Below are 14,335 nucleotides of genomic sequence, written 5' to 3'. Positions count from 1 at the left end.
CCTTGTATATAGATTTTTAAGGAGGTGTGCGCAGACAGACCGCGCGTGCCGGCATCAGATGCTTCGGCAAGGAGGAGATTTATGAAAAAGAAAGTATTGGCAGGACTGCTGACCGCGGCTCTTGCGGCGGGCGCGCTTGTCGGCTGCGGAAGCGGCGCGGGCGCGGCATCGCAGGCGGACGCCCTGGAAGCGGCAGAGGCACAGACCGCAGAGGACGGCGGGACAGAGGCATCGGCGGTCCCGGTGACGCTCAAAATCGCGGCGAGCCCCACGCCCCACGCGGAGATTCTGGAAAAGGCGGCGGAGCTTCTCGCCGCAGAGGGCGTCACCCTTGAGGTGACGGAGTTTGAGGATTACGTGCAGCCCAACGAGGTAGTCGAGTCCGGCGATTTTGATGCCAACTACTTCCAGCATGTTCCGTATCTGGAATCGTTCAACGAGGAGAAAGGGACGCACCTTGTCGTGGCCGGCAAAATTCATTACGAGCCGTTCGGCATTTACCCGGGCACGAAGAAGAGCCTCTCGGAGCTGGCGGACGGCGATACCGTTGCGGTTCCGAACGATACGACGAACGAGGCGCGGGCACTTCTTCTGCTGCAGGACAACGGTCTGATTACGCTGACCGAGGATGCGGGACTTACCGCGACCGTCAATGACATCACGGAGAATCCGAAGAATCTGAAAATTCAGGAGGTGGAGGCCGCGCAGGTTCCTCATCTCATTGGAGAGGTATCCTACGCTGTCATGAACGGAAACTATGCGCTGGCGGCAGGCTACACCGTCTCCGGCGATGCGCTGGCCTATGAGTCGTCCGAGTCCGAGGCGGCGAAGACCTATGTCAACGTCATCGCGGTCAAAGAGGGGAACGAGAACAACGAGGCGGTCAAAAAGCTCGTTGAGGTTTTGAAATCCGATGAGATCCGCCAGTTCATCAACGACAATTACAACGGGAACGTCATTCCCTACGACGGAGAATAAGGCTCTTTCAGTGGAGAAGCTCCGCGGCGATCGTCTGCGCCATCAGCATACAGCCGGTGGCGTTCGGATGGACGCCGTCGGCTGTGGTGAGCAGCGCGCCGTTTTCGGGAGTGATGCCGCAGCCGTGCACGTCGATCACTTGGATCCCGTGTGCGGCTGCCGTCACCCGGATCACGTCGTTGAAATCCCGGATGGAGGCGCCGAAGACATTGGTCGGCGCAAACCATTTTGTGTGCGTTTCATCGGTATAGGTAATGATTTCCGTGCAGGTGAACGCAATGATCTCGCTGTCCGGGTAGGCTTCTTGGAGCTTTGTGAGCAGCAGATCGTAGGCATCCGAGAACACAATGATATTATCCGGTCCCTCGGGATCGCCGAAGCTGATGACAGCCTGCTGAAAGGCGTCGGGGCGCACCGGACGGTTCTGTGCAAAATCATTGATGCCCCCCTCGACGAAAATGATGTCGGGAGAGACGCCGCGCGGTCCCGCGAGCTTTTGAATGCGGACGTCGCTGGTGAAGCACTTCCCGGTCGGGTCCTGCGGATTTCCGCAGACGGTTGCTCCTCCGACAGAGGCGTCGGAGAGGAGACGCAGGCCGGTGAGACCGGAGAGCTGGCCCCACCATGTTTTGGAGGGCGAATCCACGTCCGTATCTTTCGGATAATAGAAAATATCCGAATCCACATATCCCTCATAGGTCGAAATGCTGTCGCCGCAGATGGAAAAGCTCCTGCCTGCCAGCTCCGCGGCCGCCGCCGTGAGCGGCGCCGGAAGAAACGCGGCGAGAGCGGAGATAAAGGCGAGAGCGGCAGAAAATCTCTGCGCGGCACGCCGGGATTTTTTATTTTTTATAAGAAAAGACAGTTTTTTCAATATCATATCCCCCATAAATCTGTTGTGCGCTTTTATTGTCTTTGCATGGAGGCCCTCTGTCAAGCGGAAAGGGCCGGTGTGCGGATTTTTCTATCAGGAAGCAGGGCTCTATGCCTTTATGGAGCAGGAAAGCTATATGCTTATCCCGGGTTCTGCCGCAAAATCCGGCTTTGCCGGGGAATGTGCAGACAGGGCGGCAGAGTAAGGGCGGCAGAGTATGGAGATGTAAGTCTTGTGAGGTATCGTGATATTCTGGGTAAAATTCTTATGCTAAAATAAAAACACATTCACTAATCGCTCCGAAAATTCGTTATGATCTTCTTGATGCTTGGTGGATGCGGAGGACAATATTATGATACGGAAACTGACGGAGGAGACACTGCAGGGTTTTGTACGGCGCCTTTCTGAGGAAGAGAAAAGTGCGGTCACCATAGAGAAATATCTGCGGGATGCGCGGGCGTTCCTACGCTATATGGGGGGCTGTACGGTGACTAGGGAAAGGGTGATCGGATATAAGAAGGCGTTGCAGAACGAGGGCTATGCGCCGGCCAGCATCAATTCCATGCTGGCAAGCCTTCACAAGCTGTTCGGCTTTCTTTGCTGGAAAGACTGTTGTGTGCGTACACTTCGGATTCAGAAGCCGGTTTATTGTCCGGTGGAGCGGGAACTGACAAGAGAGGAATATTTCCGTCTTCTGCAGGCGGCGGAGAAGAAACCTCGGCTGAGCCTTGTTCTGCAGACTCTGGGGAGCACGGGAATCCGCATCTCGGAGCTGTGCTTTTTCACAGTGGAGGCGGTCCGGAAGGGGAGCGTCACGGTGTCGTGCAAAAATAAAATGCGAACGGTGCTGCTCCCGGTAAAGCTCCGCCGCAAGCTTCTTTTGTATGCGAGGTCGGAGGGAATCCGTGAGGGGATCCTTTTCCGGACGCGCGGCGGCCGGCCCCTTGATCGGAGCAATGTGTGGTCGGAGATGAAAAGGCTTTGTCTTTTGGCCAAGGTAAACCCATCTAAGGTATACCCCCACAGCCTGCGTCGTCTGTTTGCCAGAGCGTTCTATCAGATCAAAAGGGACCTGGTCAGACTGGCGGATATTCTTGGCCACTCGACGGTGAATACCACGCGGATCTACCTTGTGAGCAGCGGACGGGAGCATCTGCGTCTCATCGAAAAGTTGAGGCTTGTGACCTAGCGGCCAGGTATGTACCACATAATAAGAATTATGTGGTAAACGACAGAATCAGAACCATGAAGACGTTCCTTGAGAAATGTTTTGCCCGGCAAACCACGAACAAAAAACGAAACTATAATGCTATATTATACGATTTTTCGGTAATTTTCATTGCCTCCTGCGGCAACTCTGCATAGAAGCCGTTGCCTCCTGCGGCAATCAGAGCCTGAACATGCGTTCAGGCTTTTTGCTGTCCATAAGACGACCGATCGCCTCAAGCAGTCGCGGATGGTGCAGTACAAGGTGAAGATTCGGCGCTCTGTTCCTTGAGATGACGGCATATTCCCCTGGACGGAGCGTGATCTGGATGTTCCGGAGACAGGGGGTCCGGTCAAATGTGAGCTGATACCCTTTGCAATGAGCGGCAAATGCCTCGGTTTCCCGGAGATGTTCCCGGTATTCCTCGTAGCTGTAGTACACGTCGGTTCCGCCGGAGAGATAGATAAGGGAGAGCGGGACGGGGGCGCGGGTATATTCCTCCGGAGACCACAGGGAGATGATTTCTTCAAGTGTGCTGCGCTTTAAGAGATGCCGTATCCTTTTTCTCGATGCCCGGACATATGCCCGGATGGGTTCCGCCATGTCCGGGGTGATATGACTGCGGGCAAGGAGCTTTTCGAGAAGATGGTCGCTGATGGTATGGACTGGGGGCGCGGTCAGAAGCCGCCGGCAGGGGGCGGAGGAAGCCATTTCCTGCTGAAGAAGCCTTTCGAGCGCCTCGGCGCAGCTTTCCTCGCAGATATCCATGAGAAGATGGGAGTGCCGCAGGAGGTGATTGGCCCGGAAGCGGCCGCACGCGACATCAGTACCTGTTCTGCAGAGCGTGTAGTGCCCGCTCTCCGGGCAGTCGGGCATGACATTGCCGGAGAACGTCGCACCGCCGGAAACCAGAAGCAGATGAGAAAAAAGTTTTTCTTTCGGTCCGTCAAGGTAGTAGCCGGAAAGCCGACCGGTCATGTAGAGAGGAAGCCATGCCTCAAGGCCCGGAAGCAACTCAGAAAAAGGCCGGCCGATATGATGGATCACATGGACGTGAAGTCCTTTTCGGAGGAGAGCGGCCATCCCCTGCATCCACTGGCCGAGGAATTCAGGACTGCCGAGGCAGTGTTCCATCGGGTGATCGCCGTACAGCACGATATCCTGCCGGGATTTTGCGGAAACCGTCGCCTGGAGAAACTCCACGAGCCCCTGCTCCATGCCCGGTGTGCCATGGTAGCTTTTTATAGAAGGGAACGACAAGGGGAACGGAAGAAGCGCCTCTGTTCCAAACAAGCGTGCGCAGAAAAACTCCTCTGGAGCAAAGACCGCGTGATGCTCCGGCGGCGTGAAGACGGCCGTTTTGCCTGTCCTTTTCTTCCCTGAAAGCCAGGCAGCGAGCATTTCCCGATATGCATCCTCATCCGCAGAACAGGTGCTATGATACCCGATAAGCGCAAAGACCCTCCTCCTGTCGCCCTCTCCAGTATAGCTGTGCACGACATAGCGGGAAACCCGGTCGATGACCCATTCTGGTTCGTGCGGCCGTCTTTTCCCGGAGCAGATGCGGGAAAGGAATGACTTGTCTATGCTGCAGTAAAGAGCGAGCTCTCCCAGACGGATGTCCAATTCCCGGACAAGGAGGGAGAGACGGACGCGCAGGATCTCATACGGGAAGTTCTCACCTGCCTTTTGAGAAGCCTGAGAAAGTTCATCATACACGCGCTCCCAGGAAAGCGCTGTGAGCTGTCTTTCTGCGGCTAACCGTGCAATACCCGCCGCAAGTCGGCGAAGTGCAGCTTCGTCCGGCAGGCGGTGTCCGTTTCGATAGCGGCTGAGAGCCGCCTCGGAGCAGCCGCAGGTCCCGGCCAGTCTTCTGGCACTGCTGCCGAGTTCTTCGATGTATTGGTTCAGTATTTCTGAAAAGGTCATGACGGTCTCCCCTTCCTGTGCACTTTGTGTGCAAAGAGGCCAGCGGACCGGCGCTTCCAGACAGAAGACGCTGCAATACCACATAATTCTTATTATGTGGTATTGCGCTGGCACACCGCAGAAGAACAGGGAAAAGATGAAAGCGATGGAACTTTGGCTGTTTCGGAAGCTTTCAGCTATGTTTCTTTCGGGAATGGAAAACAAAAAGGGAAAATGATGAAACGGAAACATCGGACGCTGGCTGTCGTTGCAGGCCCAGCAAGGGAACCGTCGGGGAAGCTTCGGGAGTACAGCCGCGCGGAGCTGCTGGAGGTGATATTCCTCCAGTCGAAGAAGCTCGAGGAGCAGGAAGAACAACTTTCCGCGTTGGAAACGGAGCGGAACGAGCGGCGGATCGCGCTTCAGGATGCGGGGAATATCGCGGAGGCGTCGTTGCAGCTCAGTCATATCTTTGCGGATGCGGAGCAGGCGGTGGTTCAGTATAAGGAGAATATCGAGCGTCTGAGCAGGGACCAGCGCTCGCTTTCACTGCAGTTGATCTCGGATGCACAGAAGAAAGCGGAGGCAATTCTTGCGGAGGCAAAGCAGGAGGCCGAGGGGATTCGCCTGGAGGCACAGAGACAAAATGAGCGAAGTCGGGAGGAGGCAGAGCGGTACTGGAGCGATCTGTCGTCTCGTCTGGAGGCACTGTATCACGAGCGGCAGGGGCTCAGGGAGTTTGTAGGGCTTCTTGCTGAAAAGCAGACGCAGTCATGAGGAGTGGACAAAAGGAGCGTATGAAACAGAGAGGAACCGTTGTCATACTCCCGACGTCCGGAGAGGCGGAGGAAGCACTGCGGAGGGAGCAGGATGCCCGCCGGTATCATGCGACCTTGCGCAGCACCCTTTTTTCTCTTGTGGTGGTGGCGGCGGTATCGGTGCTGGTCGCGACAATCTGGCTGCCGGTGTTGCGCATCTATGGTAAGTCCATGACTCCGACCCTCTGTGAGGGAGAGATCGTTGTTTCGCTGAAGGGAAGTAGCTTTCGGACCGGGGATATCGTCGGTCTGTACGTGGGGAATAAACTCCTTGTTAAGCGTGTGATCGCAGGACCGGGGCAGTGGGTGGATATCGACGGTGAGGGCACCGTGTATGTCGACGGAGAGATGCTCGAGGAGCCGTATCTTATGGATAAAGCGCTGGGAGATGTCAACATTGGTCTTCCCTATCAGGTACCGGATGAACGTTACTTTGTCATGGGAGATCACCGCTCGACATCGGCGGACAGCCGGAATACCGCGGTGGGATGCATCGCGGAAGAACAGATTGTGGGCCGTATCGTGTTCCGCGTCTGGCCGCTGTCGCATTTCGGCGGGGTCGGGGACGGACAGAACGGGAGATTTTAAGGGATGGATAAGGCAGTAAAGCGGCGGACGGAGGAAATCAGAGCGCAGCGCGGCCGAAGAAAGTGCTGGCGGCGCTGCGTCAGTGTGCTTTCGGCGGTCGTTGTTTTTGTGACAACCTATGCGCTGATTCTTCCGGCAATCACGATGGAGCATACTTCGGTCTGTGGCCGGGAGGAGCATGTGCACAGCGAAGCATGCTATGAGGAGAGGATGTACCTTTCCTGTGATCTCGAGGAGACCCCGGGTCATATGCATGACGGGAGCTGCTGTGACGAGGAGGGGCAGCTTTCCTGCGGTCTTGAGGAGATGCCGGGCCATACGCATGACGAGAACTGCTACTCGACGGAACGCATCCTGCTCTGCGGAAAGGAGGAGCATGTGCACACGCCGTCCTGCTATCCGGACACGGAGGAGTCAGAGGAAGAGGCCGGAGAGGGGATCACGGAGGAACCGGAGACCGAGGAAGAAGAGGAGAAAAAAGAGGAAGAGCTCCTTGCGGAGGGGGATCCGACAGCGGATGTGGAATCACAGGAAGCGTGGGAATCCTTGTTCTGCGGCATACATCGGAGCGGAAACTGGGCAGAGGATGTGCTGGCTGTTGCTGACATGCAGCTTGGTTATGCCGAGAGCACGCGGAATTTCATCTATGACGAGAGAGGGGAGCGGCGGGGTTATACCCGGTACGGCGACTGGTATGGGGATCGATACGGCAACTGGTGTGCGATGTTCTGTTCATTCTGCCTGCATTATGCAGGCGTGGATCCCGCACTTTTTCCCTTTGACTCAAGCTGCCCGCGCTGGGTGGATGCGCTGGAAGCGAAAGGGCTGTGCTTTTCGGCTGCCGAGGGACCGGAGCGGGGGGATCTCGTATTTTTTGATCGTGACGGCTCGGGAGAGGCAGACCATGTAGGTCTTGTATGGGAAGCAGAGAGGGATGAGAGCGGAGTTCCGGAAGCGGTGCAGGTGATCGAGGGAAATGCGGGGGATCGTGTGGTGAGCCGCCGCTATGATCTTTCGAATTCTTCGATCCTTTGCTACGGGCGGCTTCCGGAAAACCCGGATGCTCCGCGAAAGCAGGAGGAGAAAGCAGAGAAAGAGGGAAAAGCGGAGAAGAAAGAGGAGATCGTGCTTCAGGCGAAAGCCGGGGACGGTGTGACGATCACGCTGCGGGCGCCTGCGGCTTCGTTCGACGCGGCCGGGAGGGAGCTCTCTTTGTCTGTTTCTGAGACACAGGACGCTGCGGCGAAGCGTCTGATTGAGTCGGAGGCAGGAGCGGAAGATAAGAAGAGCGTGCGGCGGGAGACTTTGCTCTTTGACATCCGTGTGCTGCGTGGGAAAGAAGAAGTGCAGCCGGAGGGAGCGGTCACTGTTTCCTTTGCGGGAATTGAGGCACCGAAAGCCGATGCACAGGTATTCCATGTGGATACGGGGAATAAAACGGCGGAGGACATGTCGGGCACGACGGACAGAAACGGAGAAATCTTTTTAGAGACGGATCATTTTTCGCTTTACGGAGTCACCTTTACCGTGGATTTCCATTACGGAGAGTACGATTACAGTATCCTCGGCAAGGACGAGCTGCTTCTTTCTGAACTGTTCGAGAGTCTGAATATCGACCGTGATACCGGTTCTGTGATCGGTGTCACATTCAGCGATCCCGCGCTTATCTCGGCGGAAGAAACCGGGGAGGGGTGGAAGCTGATCTCCCGGAAAGCTTTTAATACCGAAGAGAGGCTGATAATCACGTTTTCCGATGGAAGTGAGCTGGTGATCGGCGTGACCGACGCACCAGCGGGCGGAGTGGGTGAAAGCTATGTGGCGAACACCGGTGAGGTGACGGCGGTGAACTGCAGGATGGTCACGGGCACGGCTCCGTGGGATGCGGATAATGCGCCGGGGAATGATTCCAGCTCGCTCAACGACATCGTGCGTTCCTTTGATACGATTTTCTATAATGTCGGCTACACGCTGAACCTGACGGATAAATATCAGGGGGTCTTTTCCGGTTACCGGAAAGGAAAGTTGTACGTGGAGGCGGTTCTTCCCTTATCTAAGGAGAAAGCGGCCTTCGATCTGGGTGCCATGCCGTGGATGAAAGATGCGGCGATTACAGATCACGGCGCAAGCCAGACGCTTACGGGCTGCTATGCCATGGATGCGGGGGATCATGATTTTGCCATCCCGGCCACCGGTACGCTGAAGCTTGCTGTGGCGGTCAAGGGGATGCCAAATGGGAGCATGGTGGAGCCTTCTTTCAAACTGTGGCTGGATAAGCCGAAGGCAAAGAGTATTACACCGGGGGCCGTAACTGTCAGTGCGGCGGCGCATTATAACGTTTCCATCCGGCCGATCAATATTGTGAAGAACATTAAGCTTGACACGAATACAGGACAACTTGGCAGCGGCACAGTCGGCCAGCTTGTGGATTGTGGGATATATATATCTGCCGTGAGTACAGACAGTGCCAAGGGACTGCGGGGAATCTATGTGGATCTGCAATCTGTCTCGTTCTATGTGCAGCCGCAGTTTTATAAGGATGGATCGTTGCTCTCATCCTATGTCTCTGATGGTCCGGAAATGTGGGAATATGCGCTTGTGACAAACTCCGGTAATGGATTACAGGGACGGGATCTGTGTGCGCCTTTTTTGAACGTTGATACGAACGTTTCGTCAGGAAGAAACCAGCTGCCCTATTCTGACAGAAGCTTGGGAAATGAGAAAAATGCGGTTTTCAAGTCCGGCAATATGACGGCGGCTAAGGTATCCGGGCAGGGAATCAAAATAGATTTTATCGGAATTGATTCGGACTACATATTTCCGACCCATTCGGCGACTATGGCGTCCGCCTTTAACAGTTCAGAGGCGCTTCTTGCCAGTGGCGTGATACAGGTGTTCTATCCGACGGGAGAGTTGACTGAGCCTGGCAAATACACTTCTTTCTGTGACATTGCTGACATGATTACAATCAATGGGACTTCGGTGGCAGATGCCGATACGGATAAATCGGAAACCGGTACGTCAGACAATCGGGCGCGTCTGTTTTTTAATAATGTACCAAACGGGGATTTTATTCAGGCAATCGGAATTGGAACTATCAATTCCTCGGCGGCAGCATATGTGAAAGAAACACCATTTGTTACTGCTTTGTGGCATCAGAGTACATACAATTCCAAATTATATTGTGCGGATTTTTTTATTAAATTCACAGACGGCATCAGCCCGGATGCGGCAGGGGCCCATTTCACAAATACAGATTTGATTGCAGCTAATGCGAATAGTGTGAATTTAAACATCAGAACATTATATGTGGCCAAAGCGGATGGGACGACATGGATTAACAGAGAAGAGATGCTGACAACCAATATGCATGAAAGCGGAAATCTTCGGGTTTATACATCCCTCAGTGCGTTGGAGGCAGCAGGGGCAACATGTGTAGGCGTATGGCTGGAAATCAGGAATCCGGCGGGACTGCCGGTACTGGAGGATACCAACGGCAATATAGTTTTTCAGCCATGGATAAAGATGATGGTAAAGGAATCTGCGCCCGTAGATTCCATACAGGAGCTGATTTTAGAGAGCCGGTCATATGCAACAAACATTACGACTTCGCGCGAAACCAGTGCCGTGCTTCCAAAAGCCACAAATTATATTCATAGTTATACCAACCCCAATCAAATTCCTGATTATTCTGTTTACACGGAAAAAGTTGGCTTTTTCAAGCATGTTCTGTCGTCATTTGATCAGCAATATGATATTTCGCAGATAGGCACAACGATGCAGAAATATTATCTTGCAGGATATGTAGTTGCTGAGCGCGATGTATACCGAGAGGCATTTTCAGGCAGTACCATCAAAGTCATCGGTGAAAATGCCCAAATTACCAAGAGCGTTGCGCAGGAGCAGGACGGTGCACCGCGAAGCAGCTATTTCATCGACAGCGGGGAACGGAACGTGGACTATGTTCTCTCTCCCCGCGTGATGGCGAATGCCTCCAATGTTCCGACTTCCGGTGTCGCGATGACAACTGTGACGGTTACGGATACGCTGCCCAAGGGGCTGCGCTATGTTCCCGGGAGCGCAGTCCTTGGCGGCACATACAGTCAGCCGCCGGACCGCAAGAGCCATGGAACTGTCACGGGTGGCACGGCACTTACCGATAACGGAACCGTTACAGGTGCGCCTGTTTCGGCGGCAACCGTCGGCGATGTAACGCTGGCTATCACGCCGAACGGAGATGGTTCAACACAGCTTAAATGGATCCTTACCAACGTGCAGGTCGGACAGGAGATGCCCAGGCTCTACTACAGTGCCCGGATCGGCAATGTGGACGATCCGCTGTATGATGTGCGGGACGGAGAGTCCCTTACCAATACGGCGAACATCTTTTCGACCAACAGCCGCAAGACGTTCCATGGTTCTTACGGCAATCTTTCCACAGCGACCATCCATGTGTTCCGTCTGGAGAATGCGACCATTCAGAAGAATATTGTCACGCCGGAAATCGATGTCAACAAGCCGGCGATCTACACGATCACTTACATTAACAACAGCAGTGTGGCGATCCCGACGATGCACATCGCTGATCTCCTGCCATACAACGGAGACCAGAGGGGAAGCAGCTTTCACGGGAGCTATACAGTGAGTGCGGTGACGGTGGAGCGTCTGAATGACGCGGCGGGGCAGTATGCGTTGGATTATACGACGGAAACCTCCGTGCAGGGGCATGAGGATGCGGTATTCGACCCCGGATTTACATCGTCCTATACGGCGGCCGTGGCATCTGTTTCCGGTCATGTTACGACATTGACGCTCCCCGCGGGGACAACGCCGACTCTTTTGCACTTCAAGGGGACAAATGTCGGGGCCTACGCCAAGATCCGGATCACCGTCACGCTGAACCTTTCGGGAAACAGAGACAGGGATGTGTACTATAATGACGCAGCCTACAATACACCGTCGATCCCGGCTCCGGTTTATACTGTACCGGTCTCTGCCGAGGTGAAACAGGCGAGGGTGGCGCTTACGGTCAAGAAGACGGTCATCGGCGGCGGGGCGGGCAGCTTCCCGTTCAAGATAACGCTCCGGGATGCGGATGGCGGAACGGTGATCCTCCCGGCGGATACGGCGAGCCCGGCGCTGTATGCAGTGGATTCGATTACGGGAGATGTGACATTTTCCCTCCGGAACGGGGAGAGTGTGACGCTCCCAGGGGTTCCCGTGGGTACGACGGCGACCGTTACGGAGACGGGCCATGAGGGCTATTCGGTTCTTATCAAAAATACCACCGCGGGAGGGACAACGCTCAGTCAGGGCGATACGGCCTCTGTCACCGTCATGCGGGATCAGGCGGTCGAGGTGGTGAATAATACCGGAGTGACGCTCCCCTCAACGGGGGGGCACGGCATACTTCCTTATCTGCTTGGCGGGACGGCGCTGTGCACGGCTGCCATGGCAGCGGGCTATATACTGCTGAGGTACGAACAGGAAAGGAGGGAAAGGCAGAATAAGAGACGCACCTTCCCCGGCGATATTTCGTAAGCACCGAACGGAACTCCCGGGAAACAGAATCATTATCATTTGGAGGAGAGAGCACCATGAAAGGAATGAAACGAATTTTTTCCGCCCTGCTGGCCGTTCTGCTGTTCCTTGCGACAGCGACGACGGTTCTTGCGGACAACAACGGGCAGATTACGGTCAACGGAGCCACGACGGGCAAGACCTATGATGTCTACAAGATATTTGACCTGACGAAGTCGGCGACGGGGACGAATGTCTCGTACACGATCGATCCCGATTGGGTGAATTTTTTCATCGGAGCGGGAGCGCCGGGGGCAGCCTACCTGGCCCAGACGGCGACGCCGGGGCTCAATCAACTGACGCATAACGGGACCACTTACTACATCAACATCACGGACAGCAACATCGCGGCATTTGCGCAGGCGGCGCTCGCCTATGCGGCGGCAAAGCCCGCGGATGACACCAAGGTTGCCACGGGGACGACGGTGCAGTTTACGGGTCTTCCTCTTGGCTACTATTTGGTTTATCCGCAGGGGGCAACGGATATCGGGGGGAGTTATGGCTCGATCTGCTCTCTAACCTCGACGGTGCCGACGGCGACGGTGAATGTGAAGGCAACCTATCCTGAGATCGAAAAGAGTGTGAACGATCAGGATGTGGAGGTTGGACAGACAGTGACATTCACCGTCACAGGCAAGGTGCCAGATACGACAGGGTACGCGAGCTATAAGTATGAGGTGAAAGATACCATGAGCCCCGGGCTCACATTCAACAATACCACGGCGAATTTCAGTGTGAAGTTCGGAGGAACGCCGATCAGCGTGGCACCAAGCTATGCGAGCAACGGATTTACCCTGAGTTTCGACATGGTGAATTATCAGCAGTATAAGGGGCAGGCGATCACGATTACCTACAGCGCGGTGGTGAATAAGAATGCAGTAGTGACGCTGACGAAGAACAGTGCGACGCTCGAGTATAGCAATGACCCCATGGGAGGAACGACGACCACACCTCCGGTGGAGAAGGAGGTTTATACCTCGAAGATTGTGGTGGACAAATACGATGCGTCCGCGCCGTCAAAGAAGCTGCCGGATGCCTCATTCATTCTTGTGAAGAAGAGTGGCGGGGTTGAGAGCTTTTATAAATATGATGCCGCGACTGACACTGTGTCATGGGTAAGTGATATGACGCAGGCGACGGTGAAGAAGACGGATAGCCAGGGCGCGCTGGAATTCATTGGCCTGTCGGATGGCACCTACTATCTTCGCGAGACAATTGCGCCACAGGGTTTTAATTTGCTCGATCATGACGTGGAGGTGAAAATAACCCACACCACGACATCGGGCGGCGGTGGTACTTTCGGCATCGGTGTATCGCAGAAATCAGAGATCCCCAATAAGTCCGGTACGACGCTTCCGGAGACGGGCGGTATCGGCACGACGCTCTTCTATGCGGTGGGCGGACTGCTTCTTGTCGGCACGGTCACGGTCTTCATCACCCGCAGAAAGCTGAGAGCGGAGCGGAAGTGAGCCGGTCCTTTTACGGTGGCGTGCCGGGGGGGAGGAGAGAGCTGCTTCCCGGCGCTGCGCCTGAGAGGAGGTACCCCTCCCGTGAAAAAAACAGGAAAACGGCGGCGTTCGGTCTCCTTGCGGCATTTGTGACAGGCCTGTCGCTGGTGCTGTATCCCTCGCTCAGCAACTATATCAATGTGCTCCATCAGACGAGAGAGATCGCTGCTTATGCGCAGGAGGTGGAGGGGCTTGATGCGGCGGTATGTGGGGAGCTGCGGCAGAAAGCGGAGATCTATAATGCTTCTCTTTCTTCGCGGGACAATCCCTATCAACTCACGGAAGAACAGGAAGTGGCATATCCGGGGCTTCTTGATATCAGCAGGAGCGGTGCGATGGGCTATATTGAGATCCCTTCTCTGGAGGTGATGCTTCCGATCTACCACGGCACCTCGGACGCGGTGCTGCAGAGGGCGGTGGGGCATCTTGCGTGGACGAGCCTGCCGGTGGGGGGCGAAAGCACCCACAGCGTGCTGTCCGGACACCGGGGGCTTCCCTCGAGCCGTCTCTTTACGGATCTGGACAAGCTGTCTGCGGGGGATATTTTTCTGCTCAGGGTACTCGATGAGACGCTCACATATGAAGTGGATCAGATCCTGATCGTGGAGCCGCAGGATGTGTCCGCGCTGCAGATCGCGGAGGGGAAGGACTACTGCACGCTGATCACCTGTACGCCCTACGGGATCAATACGCACCGGCTTCTGATCCGGGGACACCGGATAGAAAACCGGACAGAGGCGGGGAATATCCGCCTCATTGCCGAGGCCGTGCAGATCGAGCCTCTGGTGATCGCGCCGCTTCTTTCCATACCGCTCCTTCTTCTTCTGGTTCTGCTTACGTTGTTTTAGGCATCCGAATAAGAGATGACAGACGGCAT

General features: G+C 55.3%; 9 protein-coding genes. 7 read left to right on the top strand and 2 right to left on the bottom strand.

Annotated elements, in window-relative coordinates:
- Positions 1–81 precede the first annotated feature (81 nt).
- The gene (locus E0E20_RS09660; protein WP_130838003.1) at positions 82–978 is read left to right on the top strand and encodes a MetQ/NlpA family ABC transporter substrate-binding protein; all 897 of its coding nucleotides are present in this window, start codon (positions 82–84) and stop codon (positions 976–978) included.
- A 7-nt stretch (positions 979–985) separates the two neighbouring features.
- Here the strand turns inward: E0E20_RS09660 and E0E20_RS09655 are convergent, their stop codons facing one another.
- On the bottom strand, positions 986–1,852 hold the full coding sequence (locus E0E20_RS09655; RefSeq protein ID WP_165444056.1) for an SGNH/GDSL hydrolase family protein: 867 nt from the start codon (positions 1,850–1,852) through the stop codon (positions 986–988).
- 352 nt (positions 1,853–2,204) lie between these two features.
- Here E0E20_RS09655 and E0E20_RS09650 point away from each other — a divergent pair, with 352 nt between their 5' ends.
- Complete coding sequence (locus tag E0E20_RS09650; RefSeq protein ID WP_130838001.1) at positions 2,205–3,041, top strand: tyrosine-type recombinase/integrase; 837 nt, start codon at positions 2,205–2,207, stop codon at positions 3,039–3,041.
- Positions 3,042–3,239: 198 nt separating this feature from the next.
- Here E0E20_RS09650 and E0E20_RS09645 read toward each other — a convergent pair whose 3' ends face one another.
- Entirely contained in the window at positions 3,240–4,988 is a 1,749-nt protein-coding gene (locus tag E0E20_RS09645) for a helix-turn-helix domain-containing protein (protein ID WP_130838000.1), read from the bottom strand.
- Positions 4,989–5,204: 216 nt separating this feature from the next.
- On the opposite strand from E0E20_RS09645, the gene E0E20_RS09640 reads away from it, so the two are divergent.
- From E0E20_RS09640 to E0E20_RS09620, 5 genes are read left to right on the top strand one after another with little or no spacing between them, the layout of a single operon-like run.
- Positions 5,205–5,744: a hypothetical protein gene (locus tag E0E20_RS09640; RefSeq protein ID WP_130837999.1), complete on the top strand. Its 540-nt coding sequence runs from the start codon at positions 5,205–5,207 to the stop codon at positions 5,742–5,744.
- 20 nt (positions 5,745–5,764) lie between these two features.
- Complete coding sequence (gene lepB / locus E0E20_RS09635; protein WP_207302852.1) at positions 5,765–6,373, top strand: signal peptidase I; 609 nt, start codon at positions 5,765–5,767, stop codon at positions 6,371–6,373.
- 3 nt (positions 6,374–6,376) lie between these two features.
- On the top strand, positions 6,377–11,911 hold the full coding sequence (locus E0E20_RS09630; protein ID WP_130837997.1) for a DUF7601 domain-containing protein: 5,535 nt from the start codon (positions 6,377–6,379) through the stop codon (positions 11,909–11,911).
- Positions 11,912–11,967: 56 nt separating this feature from the next.
- Positions 11,968–13,419: a SpaH/EbpB family LPXTG-anchored major pilin gene (locus E0E20_RS09625; RefSeq protein WP_130837996.1), complete on the top strand. Its 1,452-nt coding sequence runs from the start codon at positions 11,968–11,970 to the stop codon at positions 13,417–13,419.
- Positions 13,416–14,306: a class C sortase gene (locus E0E20_RS09620; protein WP_242622747.1), complete on the top strand. Its 891-nt coding sequence runs from the start codon at positions 13,416–13,418 to the stop codon at positions 14,304–14,306. Before E0E20_RS09625 ends, E0E20_RS09620 begins: the two co-directional genes overlap by 4 nt.
- Positions 14,307–14,335: the final 29 nt, after the last annotated feature.

This window comes from Lachnoclostridium sp. Marseille-P6806 (genome assembly GCF_900625025.1).
Classification (GTDB): domain Bacteria; phylum Bacillota; class Clostridia; order Lachnospirales; family Lachnospiraceae; genus CAG-791.
Note: the sequence above shows the minus strand (reverse complement) of the source record. Positions and strands in the feature narration are given on the sequence as shown.

What these genes read in the sequence shown, in the direction of transcription:
- lepB (WP_207302852.1), top strand. Translation starts at nt 5,765, where the DNA reads ATGAAACAGAGAGGAACCGTTGTCATACTCCCGACGTCCGGAGAGGCG.
- E0E20_RS09645 (WP_130838000.1), bottom strand. Translation starts at nt 4,988, where the DNA reads ATGACCTTTTCAGAAATACTGAACCAATACATCGAAGAACTCGGCAGC.
- E0E20_RS09640 (WP_130837999.1), top strand. Translation starts at nt 5,205, where the DNA reads ATGAAACGGAAACATCGGACGCTGGCTGTCGTTGCAGGCCCAGCAAGG.
- E0E20_RS09660 (WP_130838003.1), top strand. Translation starts at nt 82, where the DNA reads ATGAAAAAGAAAGTATTGGCAGGACTGCTGACCGCGGCTCTTGCGGCG.
- E0E20_RS09630 (WP_130837997.1), top strand. Translation starts at nt 6,377, where the DNA reads ATGGATAAGGCAGTAAAGCGGCGGACGGAGGAAATCAGAGCGCAGCGC.
- E0E20_RS09625 (WP_130837996.1), top strand. Translation starts at nt 11,968, where the DNA reads ATGAAAGGAATGAAACGAATTTTTTCCGCCCTGCTGGCCGTTCTGCTG.
- E0E20_RS09650 (WP_130838001.1), top strand. Translation starts at nt 2,205, where the DNA reads ATGATACGGAAACTGACGGAGGAGACACTGCAGGGTTTTGTACGGCGC.